Source organism: Protofrankia sp. CiP1_Cm_nod4 (assembly GCF_982290645.1).
In genome coordinates this window covers 1-24,710 of the sequence record NZ_CEVIVC010000068.1, presented here as the reverse complement: position 1 = coordinate 24,710, position 24,710 = coordinate 1, and the positions used below count along the sequence as shown (strand labels likewise).

At 71.4% G+C, this 24,710-nt stretch carries 18 protein-coding genes; 7 read left to right on the top strand and 11 right to left on the bottom strand.

Annotation, left to right across the window (positions count from 1 at the left end):
* The 4 genes from AC5LSR_RS14265 to AC5LSR_RS14250 all read left to right on the top strand — a co-directional run.
* Positions 1-1,122, top strand: a 1,122-nt coding sequence (locus tag AC5LSR_RS14265; RefSeq protein ID WP_493468554.1) for a serine/threonine-protein kinase, incomplete at its 5' end; no start/stop codon positions are given.
* Between the two features lie 356 nt (positions 1,123-1,478).
* The gene (locus AC5LSR_RS14260) at positions 1,479-3,698 is read left to right on the top strand and encodes an NADP-dependent isocitrate dehydrogenase (protein WP_250282467.1); all 2,220 of its coding nucleotides are present in this window, start codon (positions 1,479-1,481) and stop codon (positions 3,696-3,698) included.
* A gap of 325 nt (positions 3,699-4,023) precedes the next feature.
* Complete coding sequence (locus tag AC5LSR_RS14255) at positions 4,024-5,016, top strand: LLM class flavin-dependent oxidoreductase (protein WP_250282469.1); 993 nt, start codon at positions 4,024-4,026, stop codon at positions 5,014-5,016.
* Between the two features lie 117 nt (positions 5,017-5,133).
* Complete coding sequence (locus tag AC5LSR_RS14250) at positions 5,134-5,655, top strand: AfsR/SARP family transcriptional regulator (RefSeq protein WP_445548333.1); 522 nt, start codon at positions 5,134-5,136, stop codon at positions 5,653-5,655.
* 213 nt (positions 5,656-5,868) lie between these two features.
* Here the strand turns inward: AC5LSR_RS14250 and AC5LSR_RS14245 are convergent, their stop codons facing one another.
* The 7 genes from AC5LSR_RS14245 to AC5LSR_RS14215 all read right to left on the bottom strand — a co-directional run bounded on the left by AC5LSR_RS14245 (position 5,869) and on the right by AC5LSR_RS14215 (position 14,776).
* Entirely contained in the window at positions 5,869-7,503 is a 1,635-nt protein-coding gene (locus tag AC5LSR_RS14245; RefSeq protein WP_250282470.1) for a dipeptide ABC transporter ATP-binding protein, read from the bottom strand.
* A gap of 85 nt (positions 7,504-7,588) precedes the next feature.
* Positions 7,589-8,440 carry an ABC transporter permease gene (locus AC5LSR_RS14240; protein WP_250282472.1) on the bottom strand — a complete coding sequence of 284 codons (852 nt, stop codon included), beginning with the start codon at positions 8,438-8,440 and terminating at the stop codon, positions 7,589-7,591.
* A complete protein-coding gene (locus tag AC5LSR_RS14235) occupies positions 8,437-9,378 on the bottom strand; it encodes an ABC transporter permease (protein WP_250282473.1) in 942 nt (313 codons plus the stop codon). Before AC5LSR_RS14235 ends, AC5LSR_RS14240 begins: the two co-directional genes overlap by 4 nt.
* A gap of 185 nt (positions 9,379-9,563) precedes the next feature.
* Positions 9,564-10,598 carry an LLM class flavin-dependent oxidoreductase gene (locus tag AC5LSR_RS14230; protein WP_250282475.1) on the bottom strand — a complete coding sequence of 345 codons (1,035 nt, stop codon included), beginning with the start codon at positions 10,596-10,598 and terminating at the stop codon, positions 9,564-9,566.
* Positions 10,598-11,938, bottom strand: coding sequence for an NtaA/DmoA family FMN-dependent monooxygenase (locus tag AC5LSR_RS14225; protein ID WP_250282477.1), 1,341 nt, complete (start codon positions 11,936-11,938; stop codon positions 10,598-10,600). Before AC5LSR_RS14225 ends, AC5LSR_RS14230 begins: the two co-directional genes overlap by 1 nt.
* Positions 11,939-12,091: 153 nt before the next feature.
* The gene (locus tag AC5LSR_RS14220; RefSeq protein WP_250282480.1) at positions 12,092-13,741 is read right to left on the bottom strand and encodes an ABC transporter substrate-binding protein; all 1,650 of its coding nucleotides are present in this window, start codon (positions 13,739-13,741) and stop codon (positions 12,092-12,094) included.
* A 390-nt stretch (positions 13,742-14,131) separates the two neighbouring features.
* Positions 14,132-14,776, bottom strand: coding sequence for a TetR/AcrR family transcriptional regulator (locus AC5LSR_RS14215; RefSeq protein WP_250282482.1), 645 nt, complete (start codon positions 14,774-14,776; stop codon positions 14,132-14,134).
* A 207-nt stretch (positions 14,777-14,983) separates the two neighbouring features.
* On the opposite strand from AC5LSR_RS14215, the gene AC5LSR_RS14210 reads away from it, so the two are divergent.
* Positions 14,984-16,447 carry an MFS transporter gene (locus AC5LSR_RS14210; RefSeq protein WP_250282483.1) on the top strand — a complete coding sequence of 488 codons (1,464 nt, stop codon included), beginning with the start codon at positions 14,984-14,986 and terminating at the stop codon, positions 16,445-16,447.
* A 74-nt stretch (positions 16,448-16,521) separates the two neighbouring features.
* Here the strand turns inward: AC5LSR_RS14210 and AC5LSR_RS14205 are convergent, their stop codons facing one another.
* On the bottom strand, positions 16,522-17,415 hold the full coding sequence (locus AC5LSR_RS14205) for an alpha/beta hydrolase (protein WP_493468553.1): 894 nt from the start codon (positions 17,413-17,415) through the stop codon (positions 16,522-16,524).
* A 757-nt stretch (positions 17,416-18,172) separates the two neighbouring features.
* On the opposite strand from AC5LSR_RS14205, the gene AC5LSR_RS14200 reads away from it, so the two are divergent.
* Complete coding sequence (locus AC5LSR_RS14200) at positions 18,173-18,769, top strand: TetR/AcrR family transcriptional regulator (RefSeq protein ID WP_250282487.1); 597 nt, start codon at positions 18,173-18,175, stop codon at positions 18,767-18,769.
* Between the two features lie 810 nt (positions 18,770-19,579).
* A complete protein-coding gene (locus tag AC5LSR_RS14195; RefSeq protein ID WP_250282489.1) occupies positions 19,580-20,320 on the top strand; it encodes an AfsR/SARP family transcriptional regulator in 741 nt (246 codons plus the stop codon).
* A 160-nt stretch (positions 20,321-20,480) separates the two neighbouring features.
* Here the strand turns inward: AC5LSR_RS14195 and AC5LSR_RS14190 are convergent, their stop codons facing one another.
* The 3 genes from AC5LSR_RS14190 to AC5LSR_RS14180 all read right to left on the bottom strand — a co-directional run bounded on the left by AC5LSR_RS14190 (position 20,481) and on the right by AC5LSR_RS14180 (position 24,427).
* Positions 20,481-21,971 (bottom strand): FMN-binding glutamate synthase family protein, encoded by a 1,491-nt coding sequence (locus AC5LSR_RS14190; RefSeq protein ID WP_250282491.1) that lies wholly within the window; start codon positions 21,969-21,971, stop codon positions 20,481-20,483.
* Positions 21,972-22,138: 167 nt separating this feature from the next.
* Positions 22,139-23,755 (bottom strand): acyl-CoA carboxylase subunit beta, encoded by a 1,617-nt coding sequence (locus AC5LSR_RS14185; RefSeq protein ID WP_250282493.1) that lies wholly within the window; start codon positions 23,753-23,755, stop codon positions 22,139-22,141.
* A gap of 444 nt (positions 23,756-24,199) precedes the next feature.
* On the bottom strand, positions 24,200-24,427 hold the full coding sequence (locus tag AC5LSR_RS14180) for an acyl carrier protein (protein ID WP_250282495.1): 228 nt from the start codon (positions 24,425-24,427) through the stop codon (positions 24,200-24,202).
* Between the last annotated feature and the right edge of the window lie 283 nt (positions 24,428-24,710).

The following is a 24,710-nucleotide window of genomic DNA, read 5'->3' as shown; positions in this document are numbered from 1 at the left end:
GCCGCCCCCTCGCCCCCGGGCGCCGGCCCCTCGTTCCCGCACCGTGGCGAGCCTCCGGCGGGCGCGGATCCCGACAGCACGGGCGCCCCGGCCGGCCGGCCGCATCCGTCCCCCGCGGGCCGCTTCACTCGGGCCGGGAGCGGCACGCTGCGGGTGCCCCGTTCGGAGCGTTTCATGGGCGACGGGCGTTTCGAGCTGGTCGACGTCCTCGGCGTCGGTGGGATGGGCACCGTCTACGTCGCGCGGGACGCCCAGTTCGGCGCGGGTGCCCTCCGCGCGATCAAGGTGCTGAGTCCGACGCTCGGCGAGGACCAGGAGGCACGCAGCCGGTTCCTGCGGGAAGCCCGTATCGCCCTGCAACTGGACCACCCGAACGTCGTGCACACGTACCAGCTGCTCGACGAGCCCGACGGCCGGCTGGGCATCGTCATGGACTTCGTCCACGGCGACGGCCTGAACCAGCGCCTGCGCGAGCGGGGGTTCCCGGTCGCCGAGGCGGTCGGTGTCGCCACCGGTCTCCTGCGGGCGATCGTGTACCTGCACAGTCTGGACATCGTCCGGCTCGACGTGAAGCCCAGCAACGTCATCATCAGCGAGGCAGGCCGGCCGGTGATGGTCGACTTCGGCGTGGCGCGCAGTCTCCAGAGCGATTCCACCGAAGTGACCAGAGGCGAGGGGCTGGTGGGCACGCCAGCGTACATGTCACCCGAGCAGATCCGGGGTGGGGCCGTCGACGGCAGGACGGACATCTTCTCGTTCGGGCTGGTGCTCTTCGAGCTGCTCGGCGGAGCGATCTCCCGGGACGGCGGTGTGGAGAACGTGATGTTCCGCCGGCTGCACGAGGACCTCGACGTCTCCGTCCTCACCTGCTCCGAGGAGCTCAGGGGCCTGGTCGCGAGGTGCTGCCGGCGCCGGCGGGAGGAGCGTTTCAGCGACGCCACGGCCGTGTGCGCCGCGCTGCTGGACGTCCCGGAGAGCCCGACCGGCCCGTCCGGCCCGGGTGGCGACACGGATAGCCCCGGCATGACGCGGCGCGAGCCGCGCGGACCCGGATCGCCAGGGTGGTGGGGGAGCCGGGCCGCCGGGAGCGACACCGACATCACCCACAGGTTCACCCACTGAAGCCCCGCCGCGGGACAGGCATCCTTCCACGCCGGAATGGCTTTCCGTCCTGTGGGACGGGCCGCTCTTTTCCCCCGGGGGCGGGCTACTTTTCCCCCGGGGGCGGGCCACAGCTCGCCCGCGCGGGGACGAACGACCTGCGTTCCAAGGGCCACAGCCCCGTGAGACGGGTCACAGCGCCGGCTCCGCGGGCCTGGCTGCCCCCCGGCCAGCGGCCCTGGCCGGGGGGCAGCCGGGGCCGTCGGCCCGGCCGCTCGCCGACGCCGTCGCCACACGCCTGCTCACAATCAAGGTAGCAATGAAGATCAAGACATAACCTTGATAACGATATGAAGCAGACGTGAAGCGGAGCATCGGTGACTGATTCGACCATCATCTATACGCACACTGACGAGGCCCCGGCCCTGGCGACGTACTCGTTCCTGCCCGTGGTCCAGGCGTACGCCCGCACGGCCGGTGTCAGCGTCGAAAGCCGTGACATCTCCCTGGCCGGGCGGATCATCGCCAGCTTCCCCGAACGTCTCACCGCGGACCAGCGCATCGACGACGCGCTCGCCGAGCTCGGTGAGCTGGCCCGCCGCCCCGAGGCGAACATCATCAAGCTGCCGAACATCTCGGCGTCGATCCCGCAGCTGAAGGCGGCCATCGCCGAGCTGCGGCAGAAGGGCTATGCCCTGCCGGACTACCCGGACGACCCGAAGAGCGACGAGGAGCGGGAGGTCCGCGCCCGGTACGACAAGATCAAGGGCAGCGCCGTCAACCCGGTGCTGCGCGAGGGCAACTCCGACCGGCGCGCCCCCGCGTCCGTGAAGAGCTATGCCAGGACGCACCCGCACCGGATGGGCGCGTGGAGCCCCGAGTCGAGGACGAACGTCGCCACCCTGGCCGCCGACGACTTCCGCGCCACCGAGAAGTCGGCGGTCATCGCCGCGGACGGCTCGCTGCGCATCGAGCTGGCCGGCGCCGACGGGAGCACCACCGTGCTGCGCGCCACCCTGCCGGTGCTCGCCGGCGAGGTCGTGGACGCCGCCGTGCTGCGGGTGGCCGCGCTGCGGGAGTTCCTCACCGCCCAGATCGCCCGGGCCAAGGCCGAGGGCGTGCTGTTCTCGGTGCACCTGAAGGCCACGATGATGAAGGTCTCCGACCCGGTCATCTTCGGCCACGTGGTGCGGGCGTTCTTCCCGAAGACCTTCGCCGCCTACGGTGAGACGCTGGCCGCGGCGGGCCTGAGCCCCAACGACGGGCTCGGCGCCATCCTGGCCGGCCTGGGCGCGCTGCCCGACGGCGCGGCGGTCAGGGCGTCCTTCGACGCCGAGCTGGCCGACGGCCCGGCGCTGGCGGCGGTCGACTCCGATCGCGGCATCACCAACCTGCACGTGCCCAGCGACGTCATCGTCGACGCGTCCATGCCGGCGATGATCCGCACCTCCGGCCACATGTGGGGCCCGGACGGCCAGGAGGCGGACACCCTCGCCGTCCTGCCCGACAGCAGCTACGCCGGCATCTACCAGGTCGTCATCGACGACTGCCGCGCGCACGGCGCCTTCGACCCGACGACGATGGGCTCGGTGCCCAACGTCGGCCTGATGGCGCAGGCGGCCGAGGAGTACGGCAGCCACGACAAGACCTTCGAGATCCCCACCGCGGGCACGGTGCGGCTCGTCGACGAGGCCGGCACCGTGATCCTGGAGCAGCCGGTCGCCGCCGGCGACATCTTCCGCGCCTGCCAGACCAAGGACGCGCCGATCAGGGACTGGGTGAAGCTCGCCGTCGCCCGTGCCCGGGCCACCGGCGACCCGGCGGTGTTCTGGCTCGACCCCAGCCGCGCGCACGACACGACGCTGATCGGGAAGGTCAGGGCGTACCTGGCCGAGCACGACACCGAGGGCCTCCAGATCGAGATCAGGTCGCCGGTGGAGGCGATCGCGTTCTCCCTGGAGCGGATCCGCCGCGGCGAGAACACGATCTCGGTCACCGGCAACGTGCTGCGCGACTACCTCACCGACCTGTTCCCGATCCTGGAGCTTGGCACCAGCGCCAAGATGCTCTCGGTCGTCCCGCTGATCAACGGTGGTGGCCTGTTCGAGACCGGTGCCGGCGGGTCCGCGCCCAAGCACGTCCAGCAGCTGCTCAAGGAGAACTACCTGCGCTGGGACAGCCTGGGCGAGTTCCTCGCGCTGGCGGTCAGCTTCGAGCATTTCGCGCAGACGACGGGCAACGCGCGCGCCAAGGTGCTCGCCGACACCCTCGACCGGGCGACCGCCACCTTCCTCAACGAGGACAGGTCGCCCAGCCGGCGCCTCGGCGGCCTCGACAACCGCGGCAGCCACTTCTACCTGGCCCTCTACTGGGCGCAGGAGCTGGCCGCGCAGACCGACGACACGCAGCTCGCGGACGCGTTCGCCGGCCTCGCCAAGACGCTCACCGCGCAGGAGCGGACCATCGTCGACGAGCTGGTCGCGGTCCAGGGCTCGCCGGTCGACATCGGCGGCTACTACCAGCCGGACCCGGCCAGGGCCGCGGCAGCCCTGCGCCCGTCGACGACCTTCAACGAGGCCCTGGCGATCCTCGGCTGACGAGGAGCCCGTCCGCGGACGGCCCCGGGCCGGCGGTTTCCAGCTGCCACCGGCCCGGGGCGTCCGTCGGCGGCAGCCCGGGCCGGCTGTCCGGTCCGGGCAACAGACGCGTGCCGGGTATGGACCCGGCGTCCACGCTGCCCATTCGGGCTGGTAGCCGTCCGTGCCGGAGGCAACCGGCGGTCCGGCGACGGGGCGGTCCGCGGGCCGTGGAGGCTGTTGACAACGTGAGGAATGCTCAGCTTGACTTGATCGGTCGATGATGCCGAGTCATCCTCACCTTCTGGTGGGATACGGCCAGTGGGATGCAGCCAGGAGGAAACCGATGGTCGAAGCGTCCATCGTTTCGGTGCACGACACGGTGCCGGTCTGGCGTTCCGGTACCGCGGCCGACGCGTTGCGCGACACCATCGACCTGGCCCGTGTCGCCGAGGAGCTCGGCTACCGCCGCTACTGGGTGGCCGAGCACCACAGCACCCCCGCGCTCGCCACCTCGGCCCCGGCCGTGCTCGCCGGCCAGATCCTCGCCGCGACCAGCACGATACGGGTCGGCTCCGGCGCCGTGCTGCTGCCCAACCACTCACCGCTGGCCGTCGCCGAACAGTTCGGCGTGCTCGGCTCGCTGTACCCCGGCCGGGTCGATCTCGGGATCGGCCGGGCGACGGGCGGCTCGCCCGAGGCGGCCGGGCGGCTGGGCGACTCCCGCCCCCGTGACTTCGGCGCCCAGCTCGACGAGCTCACCGGGTACTTCCGCCGTGACCGGAGCGGCGCCCGGGTGCGCGCCGTGCCCGAACCGGCCGTGGCGCCCGAGTTCTGGCTGGTCGGGTCCAGCCCGAGCAGCGCCGCGTTCGCCGGCGCATGCGGTCTTCCCTACGTCTACGCGCACACGATCGTGCCGGGCTTCGCGCCCGTGGCGCTCGCCGCGTACCGCAAGGCGTTCCGGCCGTCGGTGCATCTGGACAGCCCCTACGGCGCGGTTGCCGCCGTCGTGCTGCTCGCCGACTCCGACGAGCGCGCACACTCCTTTGCCGACGCGTTCGTGCTCGGACAGATCCGGATGCGCACCGGCGACCCCGACACCCTGCTGCCCACCGAGCAGGATGCCCGGGAGCACAGCTTCACACCGCAGGAGGAGCTGTTCCGCCGGGAGCGGATCGACCCGCAGTTCGTCGGCTCGCCGTCCAGCGTGACCGCCAGGCTCGCGGCCCTGCTGCGCGAGTCAGGCGCCCAGGAGTTCTTCGCCCTCTCCCAGATCCCCGACCACGGCGCGCGGATTCGTTCCTACGAGTTGCTGGCCAAGGCCGCCGTCTCCTTCTGAGCAAGAACCAGGGACCGGCCGCGGCGGACGGAAGATTTCCGCGTCGCGGCCGGTCGCGCGCGGTGCCGGACGCGTCCGTGTTCCGTCGGCGGTGCCATTGTCCCCGCCGAGTCCCTCGTGGACGTGACCGAACTGCGGCAGCTACATGCCCGCGGCCGGGCGGACATGGTCGGTGACCCCGAGCGGGCGCTGGCCGGCTTCACCGCGGCTGCGCGGCTTTTCCGGGGGCCGGTACTGGCCGGGCTGCGCAACGGGACGATCGTCAGCACCTTCGCGCGGTGGGCCGAGGAGACCCGGCTGGAGTGCCTGGAGTCGATCGCGCGCTGCGCGCTGTGGACCGGGCGTCATCGCGAGGTGGTCAACGACCTCACGAACTGGGTCGACGAGCATCCCTTTCACGAGACCTTCCGGGAGCAGTTGATGCTCGCCCTGCACCGGTCGGGCCGGCGGGCCGAGGCACTCGCGCAGTTCCGCGACGCCCGTCGGGTCCTGCGGGAGGAACTCGGGCTTGAGCCGGGCGAGACGATGCGCCGGTTGCACAGCGCCATTCTCAACGACGAGGCCGTCCTCAATGACAGGGCTGTCCTCGCCGACACGGCCATGCTCGACGGGGAGCGCGACTACGAGATGGCAGGTTAGGGGGTGTCTGACGGATGTTCGATCGCGCGGGCGGTGTCCAGACGACCACCGCCGCGTTGTCGTCGTCGCCATAGCTCTGCTGTGAAACGCCCCGCCCACATCGACCAACATCCATCAGACACGCTCTGAGCACCGACCGCGAGGCGTCGGCGCTTTCGGCGGTGCGTGCGACGCGGCCCGGACGGGCCGGCCTGTCCGGGCCGGCCCTGGCCGCTAGCTGTCGGTTACTGCTGGTACTTCTTGGTAGCTGTCGGTGGCCGCACGCGGTTCGGGGGCTCCACCGTGTGAGGCGGTGGCCGACAGCAGGGGCAGGCGCGGGGCGGCCTGCAGCAGCGCGTTGGTGTAGGGATGCTGCGGGTTGTCGAACACGGCCGTGGTGAGCCCCTCCTCCACGACCTCGCCGTTGTTCATGATCAGTAGGCGGTCGCTGATCTGCTCCACGACGGTGAGGTCGTGGGTGATGAACAGCAGGGCGATGCCCAGGCGCTGCTGCAGCTCGGACAGCAGGTCCAACACCTGGGCCTGCACCGACACGTCCAGCGCGGAGACCGGCTCGTCACAGATCAGTACCTCGGGTTGCGGGGCGATCGCCCGGGCGATCGCCACCCGCTGCCGTTGCCCGCCGGAGAGCTGGTGCGGACGGCGGTGGGCGAAGTGCGCGTCGAGCCCGACCGTGGCCAGCAGTTCGGTGATCTGGGCCCGGCGGCGGGCGCCGCGCTGGCCGGGCAACGCCTCGGCGATGATGCGCCCGATGGTGTGGCGGGGGTCGAACGCCGCCTGCGGATCCTGCTGGATCAGCTGGATGTGCTGCCGCTGCACCCGCCTGGCGCGTTCCGGCGTGCCCGACCAGGGCTGCCCGCGCAGGAGGATCCGCCCCTCGTCGGGTTCGGTCAGGCCCATCACCATCCGTGCCAGCGTGCTCTTGCCAGAGCCGGACTCGCCGACCAGGCCCACCGTCTCGCCCGCCCGCAGAGTCAGTGACACCCCGGCCACGGCACGGCGTTCGCCGAAGTTCTTGGTCACCGCGTCGACGTCGAGCAGGGTCTGCCCGCCGGCGTGGGGCGGGCGCTGCGCGCGCCGGCCGCGGGCGATGTCCAGCAGCGTCCTGGTGTAGGGGTGCTCGGGGCTGCCCACGATGCGCTCGGTGGGCCCGGTCTCGACGATGCGGCCGTCGAGCATCACCGCGATCCGGTCGGCCAGCCTCGCGACCACCGCCAGGTCGTGGCTGATCAGCAGCAGGCCCCGGCCCTGTTCCTTGATCTCTTCGAGCAGTCGCAGGATCTGGTGCTGCACGATCACGTCCAGCGCCGTGGTCGGCTCGTCCGCGATGACCAGGTCGGGCCGTGTCGCCACGGCGGAGGCGATCAGGGCGCGCTGGCGCAGCCCGCCGGAGAGCTGGTGGGGGTACTGCTGGCTGCGCAGCTCCGGCTCTGGGACGCCGACCTCGGCGAGCACCTCCAGGACGCGCCGGTGCCGCTCGGTACGGGTACTGTCCCGCTGGTGCAGCCGGATGGACTCGGCCACCTCGTCCTCGATCCGGCGCAGCGGATCCAGGGACACCAGCGCGTCCTGCAGCACCATGCCGACCGACTTGCCGCGCAGCCGCTGCCAGTCACGCTGGGAGAAGCTCCTGACGTCGGCGCTGCCGACGCGCAGGGTGCGCGCCCGGACCCGGGCGCGTTCGCCGGCCAGGCCGAGCAGCGTCCGGGCGGTGACGCTCTTGCCCGAGCCGGACTCCCCGACCAGTGCCAGGCACTCACCATCCTCGATGGTGAACGAGATGTCGCGTACCACGGGGGGCTCGTGGCCGAAGGAGACCTCCAGCCCGGCAACCTCGACCAGGGTCACCGCGGGCCCCCTGCCTGCCGGCTGGTCCTCGGCGGGCGCTCCGCCCGCCGACTGGTCCGCAGCGGGCTCCCCGCCCGCCGGCCGCTCACCGCAGGCTCCTTGCCTGCAGGCTGCGGCCGAGCGTGGTGGAGACGAGGACGACCACGACGATGGCCAGCCCCGGGAACACCGCGATCCACCAGGCGTTCGCCAGATAGGTCTGTCCCTCGGCGAGCATCACGCCCCATTCCGGAGTCGGTGGCAGCGGGCCGAGGCCGAGCAGGCTCAGCCCTGCCGCCGCGGCGATGGCGCTCCCGGTCCCCAGCGAGGCGAGCACCACGACCGGCCCGCCCACGTTGGGCAGCACGTGGCGCAGCACATATCGCCACGCGGGTACGCCCAGGATCTTCGCCGCCTCGACGTATTCGGCTTTTGTCACGGCGAGTGCCTGCCCGCGCACGAGACGGCCGTAGTACGGCACGGCGGCCACCCCGATCGCCACCGCGATCTGCGTCGAGCCCGTCCCGATGAGCGCGATGACCAGCAGCGCCAGCAGCACCTCGGGGAACGCCATCCAGACGTCGGTCAGCCGCATGATCAGCGCGTCGGCCAGCCGGCTGCCGGCCGCCGCGGTCAGCCCGGCCAGCGAGCCCGCCACGACCGCGATCGCGGTGGCCACCAGGCCGGTGGTCACCGAGTACCGGGCGCCGTAGACCAGCCGCGAGAAGACGTCCCGTCCGAGCTGGTCGGTGCCGAGGTAGTGCGTCGAGCTCGGCGGGGAGAAGGTGTGCTGCACGTCGTTGGTGTCCGGCGCGTAGGGCGCGAAGACGCCGGGGAACAGCAGCAACGCGACGATCAGGGCCACGGCCAGCGTGCTGATCGCGAGCAGTATGTGCGAGCCGCGGGTGGCCCGCCACCGGGGCCGGGCCGTGTCGAAGGCCGCTGTCGTCGCGCTCATGCCCGGCTCGTTTCCCGCAGCCGCGCGTCGATCACCGGGTAGAGCATGTCGGCCAGGGCGTTGGCCACGACGAAGATGAGCGCGGCCAGGATCACCACGGCCGACACCACCGGCGTGTCGCGGTGCTGCACGGCGTTGACCAGTACGGTGCCGAGACCGGGCCGGGAGAAGACCTTCTCCACCAGCACGGCGCCGCCGACGAGCGTGCCGAGCACCCAGGCGGACATCGTCGTGGCCGGCAGCAGCGCGTGCCGCAGGGTGTGCCGCAGCAGCAGGCCGAGCCGGCTCTGGCCGCGGGCCCGGGCACTGAGCACGAACGGTCTGCCCTCGACCAGCTCAAGCTCCTGGCGCATCACCTGCGCGAGGACACCGGCGAGCGGGATCGCCAGCGCCAGCGTGGGCAGCACCAGGCCGGAGATGCCATGGGAGCCGAAGGCGGGGAACCAGCGCAGGTTGAACGAGAAGAGCGACAGCAGCAGGATGCCGAGCCAGAACGGCGGGACCGCCACCGCGAGCACCTCGAACACCGACGTGCCCGTCCGTACGATCCGGCCCCGGCCCGCCGTGATGACGGTGGCGATGAGCGCGAGCAGCAGGCCGACCAGGGCCGCGCTCAGCGCCAGCTGAAGGGTCGGCAGGATCTGGCTGCCAAGCAGCCTGGTCACCGGCTGGCTGCGCTGGTAGGAGCGGCCGAAGTCGCCGGTGGCCAGCGATGCCAGGCGGTCGAGGTACTGCACCGGCAGCGGTCGGTCGAGCCCGTACTCCGCGGCGACCCGCTCGCGCAGGCCCGGGAGGTTCGCCGCCTGCGGGCCGAGGATCGCGTCCACCTGGTCGCCGGCCGCGCTCACCGCGAAGAAGGTCACCGTCACCGCGCCCCACAGCACCAGGATCCCGGTGAGGAGCCGACGTAGCAGGAACCGGGGCAACGAAGCGTACACGTGTCAGCTCACCGGGTCAGCGGCCGGGAAGGCCGCCCAGAGGGCAGGAGAGTCCCTGCGAGTGCTCATGGATGAGAGCTCCGATTTTCTTGATCACATTTTTTGGTCGGCTGGGACGGCACACCCGTCACGCCGTGCTCCTGGCCGGTGGAGCCGCCGCGTCCACCGGTCAGGGGTTCGCTCGCTCAGCGGCTCACCGGCGCCGGACACAGCCCGACGGCCACGGCCAGCCGCCGGACGGACTCCCGGCGGTCCTCCGGGCTGTGGATGTTGGAGATGGCCATCACCTCGTCCACCCCGCTCGCCTCGACGAGTTCGGCGAGCCGGCCGGCGACCCGGTCGATGCCGCCCACCACGTCCCCCCGCAGGTCGACCTTGTCGCGGGCGACGAGCTGGGCGTCGGTGAGCCGGCTGGTGCGGGCCAGCGCCTGCTCGACGGACTCGAGCGGGCGCGGATCGCCGCTGAGGTAGTCGAGCACGGCGAGCCGTTCGGGGGCGGCCAGCGCCTCCCCGTGCTCGTCGTCCTCCCCGACCCAGATCCGGGTGGCCAAGATCGCCAGCGGCCGGTCGCCCTCCGCCACCGGGGTGAACAGCACGCGATAGCGGCGCAGCGCCTGGACGGCCACGTCCGGATCCTGGTTGACGCAGAGGAAGGCGTAGCTCAGCCCGGCGCGCGCCGCGAGCTCGGCGCTGCTGACGCTGGAGCCGAGCAGGAACACCGCCGGCAACGGCACACCGGCCGGGGACGCGACGAGCTCCCGGTACGGGTCGTCCGGGTCCAGCGGCACCCGGCCGCCGACGCCGAGCAGCTGCCGCAGATGCTCGCCGAACCTCTCGAGCGCGTCGGGGGTGCGCAGCAGCGCGTCGCGGGTGGGGTCGTCACCGGTGCCGGTGGAGCGGCCCAGGCCCAGGTCGATCCGGCCCGGGTGCAGCGCCTCGAGGGTCCGGAACTGCTCCGCGACGTGCAGCGGCGTGTGATTGGGCAGCATGATGCCGCCGGAGCCCACCCGCAGCCGGCTGGTGCGGTCCGCGATGTGGCCGATGAGGATCTCCGGGGCGGCGAAGGCCATGTTGCGCACCCCGTGGTGCTCGGCCACCCAGAACCTCGTGTAGCCGAGCTCCTCGGCCAGCTGGGCGAGCTCGACCGAGTGGCCGATGGTCCGCGCCGGGCTGGTCTGCGCGGAGACCGGGCCCTGGTCGACGAGGGAGAGGGCGACCATCACAGGGCCTTCGCCAGCGGCCGGCGGGTGGCGACGTCCGGTATCGGCAGCCCGTAGTGCTCGCGCAGCGTCCTGCCCCGGTACTCCGAGCGGAACAGGCCGCGGCGGCGCAGGACCGGCACGACGTGGTCCACGAAGGCCGGCAGGCCGTCGAAGGTGACGTCCGGCATGAGAGTGAAGCCGTCCACGACGCCGGAGGCGAACCATGCCTGGATCAGGTCGGCGATCTGCTCGGGGTCGCCCACGGCCACGACGTGGCCGCCACCGCCGCCGCGCCGGATGACGTCCCGTACCGTCTGCCCCTCCAGTGCGCGGCGCGCGGCCGGGCGGGCGTGGCCGCGGACGGCGTGCAGCCTGCCCCGCAGGGCGGGTGGCACCGGCCGGTCCAGCTCCAGGTCGTCGGGGTTCAGCCCGAGCTGCGCGGCCAGCCCGCGCACCGCGCCGCGGGTACCGGACAGCTCGTCGAGGGCCTGGCGTCGTTCGAGAGCCTCCCGCTCGGTGCCGCCGACCGAGGTGACCAGCCCGGGCAGGAAACGCACCGCGTCCGCCGGGCGGCCGAAGGCCGCCGCCCGGGACCGCACGACGTCCAGCTCGTCACGGGCCGTGTCGATGTCGACCACGGCCGTGAACATCGCCTCGCCGGTGCGCGCGGTCAGCGTGCGCACGTCGTCGGAGACGCCCGCGTGGTAGAGCACCGGGTAGCCCTGCTCGGACGGCGGGAGGCTCAGCGGCCCCCGCACGCTGAAGAACTCGCCGTGGTGGTCGATCGGCCGGATCCTCGACATGTCGGCGTAGAGCCCGGATGCCACGTCGGCGACCAGCGCGTCCGGCGCCCAGCTGCGCCACAGCTCGAGCACGATCGCGACGAACTCCTCGGCCCTGGCGTAGCGGGCGCGGCTGCTCGGCTCGTCCGCGACGAAGTTGCCGGCGACACGGGGGCCCGAGGTGGTCACCGCGTTCCAGCCGGCCCGGCCGTGGCTGATCAGGTCCAGCGCCCGGAACCGGCGGGCGATGTTGAACGGCTCGTTGAACGTGGTCGAGGCGGTGCCGACCAGCCCGATCCGTTCGGTGACCACCGCCATCGCGGTCAGGATCAGCGTCGGCTCGAGGCCGTTGAGCTGCGGATAGTCGTCGATGTCGGCGTGCAGGCCCGGGACGTCCGCCAGGAAGATGGAGTCGAGCCGCCCACGCTCGGCCACCTGCGCCACCTCGAGATAGCCCTCGATGCGGGAGAACGCCAGCGGGTCCGCGCCCGGCCATCGCCACGCCCCCGGATGGTGCCCGGCCGCCACCGGGTGAACGCTCAGGTGCAGTTCGCGTCCACCCAGATCTGACGACATGCGTTCCTCCGTCTCTCGCGGGACACACCACGGGTACCGTACGGATGCTGGCAGCAGGTTCTAAAGCGATCCTTGAGTGAGGCCGGCCGGCCTGTGACCGCTCGCGTCCGGTATCAGCGCGAGCGGTCGCGGGCCGGCCGGCGGCCACGGGCGTCAGCTCACCCAGACCTCCGACAGCGTCGGCAGGTTCCCCGCTCCCAGCGCGAAGCCCTGCACCCGCTCCTGCACGCCGTAGGTGCGCTTCGACACGAAGGTCGGCAGCACGTACGCCTCGGCGAGGACCTTGTGCTGCACCTTGCCGTACAGCACGTTCTGGCCCGCCACGTCGCGCGTGCGCAGCGCCTCGTCCAACCAGCCGTCGACCTCCGGGTCGTTGACCCTGGCGGCGTTCGCCCCGCCGACGCCCGGCAACTGGCTGGAGTAGAACAGCGTGCGCAGTATCGAGCCGTCGATCGCCGACGGCGAGCCGGATCCCAGGTGGTAGTCGCCCGTGGCAAACGCCTGCACGATCGACGGGGTGTCCAGCGGGCGCAGGACGACCTCGAAACCGACCTGCTTGACCGCGTCCTTCAACGCCGTGTGGTAGTTGCGCTGCTCCTCGCTGGTGAAGGAGGCGGCAAAGGCCAGCGTCACGCTCAGCCGCCGCCCGTCACGAGCCCGGTAGCCCTCGCTGTCGGTCGCGGTGAAGCCGGCCTTCTCCAGCAGGCTGATCGCGCGGTTCCTGTCGTAGCCCCAGATCCCCTCCACCGACTTGTCGTAGCCCGGGGTGGACGAGGTCAGCACGGACCGGCCGCTGCTGTAGACACCCTGGAAGAGGCCCTGTGTGATCGCCTCGGTGTCGACGGCGGACTGGAACGCGACGCGCACGTCCCGGTTGTCGAACGGGGCCCTGGTGGTGTTCAGCGAATAGGTGAACGGTGACCCGACGGTCTCGCGGCTGACCAGCTTGATGCTCGGCTGGGTGCGCAGCTGCGCGAGCCTGGTGGCGGGGATCTGGTCGGCCACGTCGAGCTGCCCCGAGGTCAGCGCGCCGACCCGGGCGGCGTCGTCGGCGAGGAACTGCACGACATACTGGTCGAGGTAGGCCTCCCCGGGGTGCGACGCCGACGCCGGCGCCCAGCGGTAGCCCGGGCGGCGGGTGAACACGGCGTTCTGCCCCGGGGTGAGCGACGAGGACACGAACGGCCCGGTGCTCACCAGGAACTTGCCGCCCGAGGTGATGTCGGCCGGGTTGGCGCGCAGCACGGCGGGCGAGTGGAAGCTCAGGTATGGGCTGCTCAACGCGCCGAGCAGCGGCGAGTGCGGTGACTTCAGGTGCACGACCACGCTGAAGTCGCCGGTGACCTCGGTCCGGTCGTAGGGGCCGAGCAGGGTCTTGGAGTTCCGGGACTTCGTCGCCGGATCCACGATGTGGTCGAAGTTGGCCTTCACCGCCTCGGCGTTGAACGGGGTCCCGTCGTGGAAGGTGACGTCGTCGCGCAGCTGGAACGTGTACCGCAGGCCGTCGTCGGAGATCTCCCAGGATTTCGCCAGCCACGGCTCGAAGGTGCCGTCCGTCTTCTGGTACACCAGCGAGTCGTACACGGCGCGCAGGATCAACGACGACAGCGTGGAGACCGAGACGTGCAGGTCCCAGCTGTCGGGCTCGGCGGTGGTGGCGAAAGTGATGCTGCCGCCGCTCTTCGGCGTCCCGCCGGTCCCGCTCGGCGAGGAGTCCTCCCCGCAGGCCACCAGGCCTGAGCCCAGGCCGAACACGGCCAGCGAGCCCACCGAAAGGGTGAGAAAACTCCTGCGGGAATGCATGGGAACTCCGTTTCGTCGAAAAAATACGTCGAGGCATTTCCGGGCCTGGTGGCGTGTTCGGAAAATGTCGTACCCGGAAATTCCGTCGGACGGTCCGGGCTGGTACGGCCGGTTTCGTGCGCATGGCCGGGCCGGCTGGTGCCGGGCGGAGTTCGACGGCGAGTGCGGGCCGCTGGTGCCTGTGCTGCCCGTGGTCCTTCCCACCGGTGTCTGTGCGGTGTTGCCGGCGTCCGCTCAGGGGTAGCCGACGGTCACCGGCTGTGCGCCAGGACGCGGTTCCCGGGCGCTGTTCTCAGCCGTATGCCCATGTGGCCCCACCGACACAATCGCGCTCCCTCACGCTTCCACCAGCCAAGAGGCTCGGACGGAATGGATTGTGGCAGCAGGGCTCTAAAGCGGGCCTTGGGCCGAAGCAGAACCATCCGGGCCAGTCTGTCCGGCACTGTCAGTGACAGCGGCGTCCAGCAACAGCTCCAGCATCCGGGTGCTGCCGTCCCGGCCGGCGGGCGAGCGCTCCCGCACCCAGGCGGCGGCGCTGATGACGCCGAACAGGTCCTCGGCGGTGAAGCCCGGCCGTACCCGCCCGGCGGCCTGCGCCGAGCGCAGCAGGCCGGCGCCGCACTGGTACATGTCGGTGCACGAGCCGGACAGGGCGCCCTCGCCGTGCCGGCTGCGCGTCAGCAGCCCCATCAGCCCGCGGAAGGTGCTGCAGTACCGCACCGCCTGCGCCGTCCAGTCCCGCAGGGCGGCCAGGGGGTCGCCGGTCACGGCGGCCTCGTCGGCGAACGCGATCAGTGCGTCGAGGCCGTCCCTGGTCGCGGCCTCGATCAGCGACTCCCGGGTGGGGAAGTGCCCGTACAGGGTGCCGATGGCGACCCCCGCCCGGGCGGCGATCTCCTCCAGAGGCGCCGCGGAGCCCCCGGCCTCGAAGGCCTCGCGCGCCGTGTGCATGATCGCTTCGTGGTTGCGCCGGGCGTCCGCCCGGCGTGCCCTGCCGGCGGGAGCGGGCCGTTCCTTCGGGGGCTGCTCGCTCACCGCTCTGTCCCCCACGGCTCTGTCCCCCAGGGCTCTGTCCCCCAGGGCTCTGTCCCCCAGGGCTCTGTCCCCCACGGCGCTATCCCCACGGCGCTATCCCCCATCGGAGACCTCCGGCTTGACAAGTCGAGGCTGGCTCATATTATCAGGCCGAACTCGTAAGGTGAGCCACCCTCAAAATAATCCCCGTCCGCTCCAGGAGGCATCGTGAGCACCGAAACCGGTTCCAGTACGACCACGACGGGTGGTGGTCCGCCCAGGGCATGGGGGCTCGTGCTCGCCGCGATCGTCGGTGCCGAGTACCTGCTGCAGCTGGACGGCACGGTCGTGAACGTGGCGCTGCCGCAGATCCAGGCCCGCTTCGACGCCGGCATCACCACCGGCGCCTGGATCCTCAACGGGTTCTATCTCGCCTTCGGCGCGCTGCTCCTCGTCGCCGGACGACTCGGGGACGTGTTCGGCTACCGCCGGGTGTTCCTCTTCGGTATCGGCCTGGTGGCCGTCGCCTCGCTGGTCGCCGGTCTCGCGCAGGACGTCGCGGTGCTGCTCGCCGGCCGGGTGCTGCAGGGAGCCGGGGCGGCGCTGGCCGGCCCCAGCGCGCTGGCGCTGCTGACCATCCTGTCCGAGGGGGAGCGCAGGCAGCGGGCGTTCGGCCTCTACTCCACCGTCACCGCGCTCGGCTCGGCATCCGGCATGGTGTTCGGCGGGCTGCTGACCTCGGCCGGCAGCTGGCGGTGGAGCATCCTGGTGAACGTCCCGGTAGCCACGCTGATCCTTGTCGTCGCCCTGCGCGTACTCGGGACCCACGACGCCGTCCGCAACCAGCGTTCGCTGGGCATCCCCAGCGCGGCCCTGGTGACCGCGGCACTGACCGGCGGTGTGTACGGCCTGGTCCACGCGGCCGACAGCGGCTGGCGGGACGCGGGGACGATCGTCTCGCTGGCGGCCGCCGTCGTGCTGTTCGCGCTCCTGCCGGTGGTGGACTCCCGTTCCGCCGAGCCGCTGCTGCCAGGCCGGATCTTCGCCCACCGGGACCGGCTCGGCGGCTTTCTCAACCTCACGCTGCTGGCCGCGGTGCTGGGCAGCTTCCTGTTCTTCCTGGCCCAGTACCTGCATGCCGTGCTCGGTCTGAGCCCGGTGCGGACCGGGCTCGGGCTGCTGCCCTTCGCCATCTCGATCCTGCTCAGCGCCTCGCTGATCACCAAGCTGGCCAGCTCGATCAGTCTCAAGGGCCGGGGCGTGGCGGGACTCGCGGTGGTCACGGCCGGCGTGGCCTGGCTCAGCCAGGTGGACGACGGCGCCGGCTACGCCTCCTCGGTACTGCCACAGATCATCGTCATCGGGATCGGCGTCGGCCTGGCCATCGTCCCGTTCAACGTCGTCATCCTCTCCAGCGCCGGCCCGCAGGACACCGGTATCACCGCCGGGATCGTGCAGGTGGCCATCACCGTCGGCGGCCTGATCGGCATCGCCGTGTTCCTGCTGCCGTTCACCCAGGGCACCGGCAGCGCGGTGGACCACTTCGCCCGGGTCTTCACCTGGCTCACCGTGCCGGCGGTCATCGGCATCCTGGTGTCCCTGGGGTTCTGGTTCGGCCCCGGCCGCGGCCGGGCCCCGGCGGCCGTCGACGCGGTCCCGGCCACCCCGGCGACAGCCGACACGGCCAGCTGAGGCCCGGCCGGCCGAACCCGGCCGGCGCTGGGGCACGCCCCGGGCCTCCTCCCGGCCCGGGGCCGCCGGCGCGGTCAGGCCTGGAAGAGCGCTTCCCGCAGGACGGCCGGCACGGTCTGCGTGATCCGCTGACGCAGGCCCGGCCCGACATCACCGCCAAGGCCGTGCGTGGCACCCGGATAGTGGTGCAGCTCGACCGGGACGCCGGCCTGGATCAGGCGGAAGGCGAACAACAGGGCCTCGTCACGGACCGCGTCGAGCTCACCGGCCGCGATGAAGGTGGGCGGCAGGCCGGCGAGGTCGCCCGCCCGGGCCGGGGCGGCGACCGCGGGCACGTCGCCCGCGACATCACGCAGATAGGCGGCCCAGCACTCCCGCGCCAGCCGTGGGCTGAGGTGCTCCGGCCCCCACCGCCTGCGCATCGAGGCGGTGTCGGCCCGGTCGTCCAGCGAAGGCGTGACCAGGTGCAGCAGGCGGATCGCGGGGCCGCCGTGGTCGCGTGCCGCGAGAGCCACCCCGGTGGCCAGCGTCCCGCCCGCGCTCACCCCGCTCAGCGCGATCCGGGTGGGATCGATGCCGAGCTCGGCTGATTCGGCGGCCATCCAGCGCAGGACGGCGAGGCAGTCGTCGAACGCGGCGGGGAACGGGTGCTCGGGCGCGAGCCGGTAACCCACCGAAATCACGACCGCGTCCAGCGTGACGGCCAGCGGCGCGACCAGGAAGTGCACCATGTCGATGCTGCCGATCACCCAGCCGCCGCCATGAATGTAGAGCACCGCCGGCAACGCGGACGTCTGGCCGCGGGGCGCATAGCGGCGGACCGGCACCCGCAGGCCCGACACCGGGTCACATGCCTCCAGGTTGCGCATGTCCAGTGTCCCGGTGCCGGGAAGCGGTTCCGGTTCCGCCAGCGGCAGGCGGCTTGACGCACCCCTGTTGGCGAGCAGCTCGGCTACCGTGCTCTCCACCGGCTCGACCGATGTACCCGCCGCAGGCTCGGCCGGGGTACGCGTCACTGGTTTTCCTCGCTGCGGGCATTCATACCCGTGTACGCCTCCCAGCGGCCGGATGTGAAAAGCGTTCCGGCAAAACTCCGGGCCATCGTTTCCTACCGGTGCTCGGCTCAGGCCGTCGACCGGACGAGTTCAAACATGGTGTTGGGCGCCTGGAAGACCGCAGCCGGGGCGGACGCCTTCACCCTTCTCCGAAGCTCACCGCGGTGTCAGTATATCGGTCGCCGGCCCGGAGCCGTTCGTCACCGTGAAGGCCGGTCCGCTGGCCGCGCTGGCGGGGGTACTTGCTGAGGCAGGCCGTCGCCGTGGCCTGGACCGGGGCACCGACGGGCTGGCCCAGCGGCTGGCCGAGCCTGGTCCCGGCCCGGTACCGGACACCTGGATCGGCGTCACGGCGGACCGCCGCATCATCGCGTCACCACTGACACGGAAGTTATGGCGCCCAGAATTCCGGTCGGCTCTCACCCGGTCTGCCCGGATGCGTCGAGTAAAACAATTATTTATCTACAAGCAGTCAATGTTGAGCCTACCGTCCGTCATGTCAGTGTCAGGTAAATGCGGACGGTAACCACTGGCCGGTCCGGGCGTCAGGCGGCAGCGGCTCCGGAGGAGGCCGTCGGAGGCGAACCCGCCGCCTGTGCGGGCCGCAGTTCATAGGCTCAGCGAAGGAGTCTGGTCGAACCAGGGAGGTTTCGCATGGGTGGCGGGGCGTATGAGTGACCTGACGCAGGCCCCCGGACGGCCGATGCGCTCCCACGCACGGCGCAACCGGGAGCGGATCCTCGCCGTGGCCAGGGAGGCCATGACCAGCCAGGACGACGAGATATCCCTCAACGAGGTGGCCCGGCGCGCGGGTGTCGGCATCGGCACGCTGTTCCGGCACTTCGCCAGCCGGGAGGCGCTGCTGGAGGCGCTGGTGCACGACCGCACCGCCGCCATCTGCGCGGAGGCGGACCGGCTGCTCGAGTCGGATGCCCCGGGTACCGCCCTGATCACCTGGCTGTCCGATCTGGTGGCGTACGTGGCTACCTATCGTGGTGTTGCCGCCGCGCTGCTCAGCGGGCCCCGCGACGCGCGGTCCGCGCTGCACCACTCCTGCCGGAACGTGGACGACGCCGCCGCGGCGCTGCTCACCCGGGCCCAGCGGGCCGGGGAGGTCCGCGCGGACATCGGGGTCGACGAGGTGATCGCCCTGGTCAGCGCCATCGCCTGGGTCCGGGAGCAGGCACCGGAGCGCGCCGGCCAGCTGGAGGCGCTGATGTCGGTCATTGCCACCGGCCTCCGGCTACCCGGTGTAATGGATTTCTGACTTACTCGGCTCTTGCAAACTGGAGTGTCACACCGGTACGGTGCGGACGTCGACACACCGGGCTGGCTGGGAGGACGCGGCGAATGAGGTACGGCGCCACAGCCCGTTCCCGCCGGTGTAATGCCGGCCATTCGTACGCCGCCCCGGAGCCGCAGGCCGCAAATCTGTTCCGGCGTCGCCACGTCGACTTCGGCACGGTGGTGAGCGCCTCCTGTCCAGCGGCATATCTCCTCCTGCCGCCGAGCCGCCCCCGCGACGCCCGCCGATAATCCGGCCCCTTTCAACGGCGGACCCATGCCGTGGATCCTTTCCTCCGTGTGCCGAACGGGTGTGGAATTGGGGAATTTTCACCACGATGCCCGGTGATCTTCTCTTCCGGCCCGCGGACGGGCCGGCGTACCCGCCGCTTGCCTCCCGCACCGGCCGTGAACGCGAGATCGTGTACGTCGCTGGCACCGGCCGGAAGAACAAGGAGCCGGAAGAACAAGGAGATCGCCGACGAGCTGAACCTCGGCGCACGGACCACCGGGCCGCCTCTGACCCCATGCCCGCCGCACGCCCGCAGGTCCCCTCCCCGGCGGCCCTGGCCCGGCTGGCACCGCGCACCCGCCTCGGCGACGTCACACGGCGCAGAATTCCAGGCATGAATAAGAAACAATGTGTCCTCCGTTACCACTTCCAGGCCGAGAATTCGTGAACGGATATGGGGTTCCTCCGATGCCGGGAGTGGATGAGTATGTGAGACTGGGCGGAACGGGGGCCAGCCGGCTGCGGCCGGCGAAATCCACTCGTCTGCGGAGGTCTGATCCCATGTTCCAGTTGCTGGGCCCGTTGCGGATAATTGAGAACGATCGGGTGGCGTCCATCAACGCGCGGAAGGTGGCGACTCTTCTGGCGGTTCTCCTCATAAAGGCGAACGAGGTGGTCTCGACGGAACAGCTCGTCGCGGAACTGTGGGGTTACTCACCTCCGCGCCGGGCCGTCGCGGGCCTGCACGTCTATGTTTCGCAGCTGCGCAAGTTCCTCGCCGCCAACGGCCGGGACTGCTCCGGCCTGGTGACCCGTTCACCGGGCTATCTCATGCGCGTCGGCCCGGACGAGCTGGATCTGCTGGAGTTCCTGCGGCTGCTCGACGACGGGCGGGCGGCATTCCGGGTGAGTGACTACGAGTCGGCCTCCACCTTCCTGACCAGCGGGCTGGAGCTGTGGCGTGGCCGGGTCCTGGAGGACCAGCGCGGGGGCGAGATCGTCGACGGTTTCGTCGCCTGGCTCGACGAACTGCGGCTGGAGTGCTACGAGAATCTGGTCGAATGCGACTTCCGGCTCGGCCGGCACCGGGAACTGGTCGGTCTCCTGCGGAATCTGGTCACCGAATATCCGCTGCACGAGGTGTTCTATCGCCAGCTCATGCTGGCCCTGCACCGCAGCGGCCGGCGGGCCGCCGCGCTGCAGGTCTACCAGCGCGCCCGGCACACCATTGTCGCCGAACTCGGCCTTGAGCCGGGCCGCGCCGTACGCGAACTGCACCAGGCCATCCTGGTGGACGACTGAGCCCCGCTCGACAAATGGGGCCCGCTCGGCGGCTGAGTCCCGCTTGGCGGACTTGTCCCCGCCAAGACCGCCAGAGCCGCCGTGGCAGCCGGGCGGCAGTCCGCGTCACCAGCCGCGTCCCCCTGGAGCGATTGCTGGAGTGATCGCCCGAGCCGCGTCGTCACACCACCCGGCCGTCCGGCTTTTTCGGGCCGCGGGCGCCGGTGGTGTCGAAGACCTCGCTGGCGGGCCGGGAGCCGAAGTGGCCGTCGAGGATCTCGAAGGAGCCGAGGGTGACCAGGGCCGGGTGGCTGACGGCGCAGGCGTGCGCGAGCCGCAGCAGGTCGTGCCGCAGCCCGCTGACGTAGTTGGCGACCCGGGCCGCCTTGTCCTGGGGGTCGAGCCCGCGGGTCAGCCAGCGGGACTGGGTGGCCACCCCGGTGGGGCAGTGGCCGGTGTGGCAGCGCTGCGCCTGGATGCAGCCCAGGGCCAGCATCGCCTCCCGGCCGACGTTGACCAGGTCGCAGCCCATGGCCATGGCCAGCAGCGCGGTCTCGGGGAAGCCGAGCTTCGCCGAGCCGACGAAGACGGTCCGCTCGTCGAGCCCGGCGGTGGCGAAGATGGCGTGGACCCGGCTGAAGCCGAGCTTGAACGGGAGCGCGACATGGTCGCTGAAGGCCAGCGGTGCCGCGCCGGTGCCGCCCTCGCCCCCGTCGATGGTGATGAAGTCGACCCCACGGCCGGTGGTCACCATCCGGTTGGCGAGGTCCTCCCAGAAGCCCAGCTCGCCCACGGCCGACTTGATCCCGACCGGTAGCCCGGTCGCCGCGGCGATCTCCTCGACGGTGTCGAGCAGGCTGTCCACGTCGCTGAACGCCGAATGGGTGGACGGGCTGACGCAGGTCTGCCCGGCCGGCACCCCCCGGATGCGGGCGATCTCGGGCGTGACCTTCGCCGCGGGCAGGACGCCGCCGAGGCCGGGTTTCGCCCCCTGACTGAGTTTGATCTCCACCGCGCGGATCGGGTGCCGGTCGACAAGCTCCACCAGGCGTTCGAGGCTGAACCGGCCGTCGGGTGTGCGGCAGCCGAAATAGCCCGTGCCGATCTGGAAGACCAGGTCACCGCCGTGTAGGTGGTGTTCGGAGATGCCTCCTTCGCCGGTGTTGTGCAGGCAGCCGGCGATGGCGGCCCCCTTGTTCAGGGCGGCGACCGCCGGTGCGCTCAGCGCGCCGAAGCTCATCCCCGAGATGTTGACCACCGATGCCGGCCGGAACGCGCGGGCCCGGCCGCGCGCCGCACCGAGCACCTTGCGGCATTCCAGCCGGTCGTCGTCGGGTGCGGGCGCCGGCAGCGGGAAGACCGCCGGTTTGACGATGAGGTAGTTCGCCGACAGCTCCAGGTCGTTGTCGGTGCCGAAGCCGAAGCTGGCGTTGGCCCGTTTGGCCGTGGCGTACACCCATCGGCGCTGGTCGCGGCTGAACGGCCGCTCCTCGTCGTTGCCGGTCACGATGTACTGGCGCAGCTCCGGGCCGACATCCTCCAGCAGGAAGCGCAGATGCCCGATGACGGGAAAGGTGCGCAGGATCGAGTGCCGACGCTGCAGGACGTCGTACAGCGCCACCACGCACACCAACAGGAGAATTCCGAACGCCACCCAGCCGACTACTGCCATACCCCCATTGAACTCGCGGCCGTCGCTGCTACCAGCCCGGGGCACCCGTTTGTTTCAGCCCGGAGCACCTGTATCCGGTGGTCACGGCTTCGCCCACACCACCGAACCACACCGCTGCCACCTCGGTGGCCAGGGGCGGTAACAAGGGGATCATTACCGGGAGGCCGTCACAAGGGGATGTTGCCGTGGCGGCCGCGGCGGGCGGGCGCGTCGGCGAGGACCTGCGCGATGCGCCGGCGGGTGTCGGCGGGATCGATGACGGCGTCGATGACACCGAGGGCCAGCCCCCGGTCGACCCCGCCGGCGGTGCGGGCGTGGTCGTCGACGAGCCGGGCGAGCAGCGCCGGCCGCTCGTCGTCGGACACCGCGGCCAGGGCCCGGCGGTGCAGGATGCCGACCGCAGCCTCGGCGCCCATGACGGCGACCTCCGCCTCGGGCCAGGCCAGGACGGCGGTGGCGCCCAGCGAGCGGGAGTTCATCGCGATGTACGCCCCGCCGAAGGACTTCCGGGTGACGAGCGTGACGCGCGGCACCGTGGCCTCCGCGAACGCGTAGAGCAGTTTGGCGCCGCGGCGCACCACCCCGTCCCATTCCTGGCGGACGCCCGGCAGGTAGCCGGGAACGTCGACGACCACGACCAGCGGGATACCGAAGGAGTCGCACATGCGGACGAACCGGGCGGCCTTCTCGGCGCTCAGCGAGTCCAGGCAGCCGCCCTTGCACAGTGGGTTGTTCGCGATGACGCCGACGCTGTGGCCGTAGAGACGGCCGAGCCCGACGACGATGTTGGGCGCCCAGCGGGGCTGCAGCTCCTCGAAACCGTCGCCGGTGGGGTCGTCGTCGACGAGCCGGCGCACCAGCGGCCGGACGTCGTAGGCCCGCCGCGGCCGGTCCGGCAGCAGCGCCCGCAGATCCTCACCGGCGTCGCTGGCACCCACCTCGGCGGTGCCGACCGTGCCGGTGCCGGGGCCGCTGACACTGAGCGTACTGGCGCCGACCTCGATGGTGCCGACCTCCATGGTGGCGCTGATCTCGTCGGCGCCGGGCTCGGTCCTGGGCCCGGGGAGGGCGGCGGCCAGGCCCCGGCCGACACCAAGGTCGAAACGGCCCGGGTCGGCGAGCAGGGAGGCGATCCGGCGGGCCCGCTGGTAGGCGTCCCGCTCGGAACGGGCCAGCACGTGGACGACACCGGAGCGGCGGCCGTGCGCGTCGGCGCCGCCGAGCCCCTCCATGTCGATCTGTTCTCCGGTCACGCTGCGCACGACGTCGGGGCCGGTCACGAACACGCGACCGGCCGGCGCCATGATCACGACGTCGGTCAGCGCCGGCCCGTACGCCGCACCGCCGGCGGCCGGCCCGAGCACCACCGAGATCTGCGGTACCCGGCCGGATGCGTGGATCATGGCGGCGAAGATCTGGCCGATGCCGTCGAGCGCTTCGACACCCTCGGCGAGGCTCGCCCCACCGGAGTGCCACAGCCCGATGACCGGGCTTGCGGTGCGGACCGCCTCGTCGATGGCGGCCACGACGTGCCTGGAACCCTCGGCGCCGAGCGCCCCGCCCATCCGGCTGCCGTCCGTGCAGTAGCCGATGACCGGAATGCCGTTGATTCGGCCACGCCCGGCGAGCACGCGGCCGCTGCCGGTGGCGGGGAACGATGTGAACGAGTCGGGATCGAACAGGTGGGACAGTCTGCGGCGAGGATCGCGGACGTCCTGCTCGGGGATGCTGACGCCGACCCCGATGCTGACGCCGGCCCGTGTGCCGTTGGCTACCTCTGTCATTCTTGCCAAGATTCCGGTCCGCTCTAAAGTTTTCCTGTACGCCACCGCGACCGGTGCGCACCGGCATCCGGACGCGGCTCAGGGAACGTCATACGGTCTTTGCCGTGGTCGCTCCGCCGGTAATCCGCCGGAACGGGGCCGTGACAGGCCACGGAAACGCGTGGGTGTAACCGTCCGTCCCGGCAATTCCCGGCCGGCGCTGGTTCGTGGCGGCGGTGCCCGTCCGGTCGGTGGACGGCTTGCGCCCACTGTCGAAGCCCCGACGCAGGCTGTCGAAGCCCCGACGCGGATCCGGTGAACCGCGGGACGCGGGCACCAGCGCCGCCCGATGTGGTCCGGCGCCAATGAAATCCGCTGGGCCCGGGTGAACCCCGCTGGGCTCAGCGGACCGGTGGAACGCGCTGAAACCCGGTGGAACCCGGTGGAACCCGGTACGGTGGTGCTCTACCGGCCGGTGGTCAGCGCGTAGAGCCGCTCCAGACTCGTCGCCTCCAGGACGTCCGGCAGGGACAGCCGCTGCCCGGTCGTCCGTTCCAGGATGGTCGCGAGGGTGAGCAGGTGCACCGAGTCCCAGCCGGGTATCTCGTCGAGTTCCCTGCCGGTGTCGGTGGTCGACACCGGCAGGCCCAGTTCGTCGCGGACGAGCGCGACCAGGTCCTCGATGCTGTCCATCCGTCGTCTCCGTTCGTCATCGGCCGTGGCCGGTGAAACCGGTGAAACCGCGTCCCACATCCTGTGGGGCGATCCTTGGACGGCACTAATTCCGCTGTCAGCACCAGCACTAACACCAACACTCGGCGGTCGGCGCAGGCCGGTCCCACGCTCCTGGGTCTTCGAGGCGCGTCATTGTGCGACAGCCCGGCGACGGCGTCCAGGTCACAAGAATCACATTTCCTGAACCAGCCCGACGTCAGCGGTCGCAGCACTAGCGGAACTTTAGTTTCCGCTTTAGTAC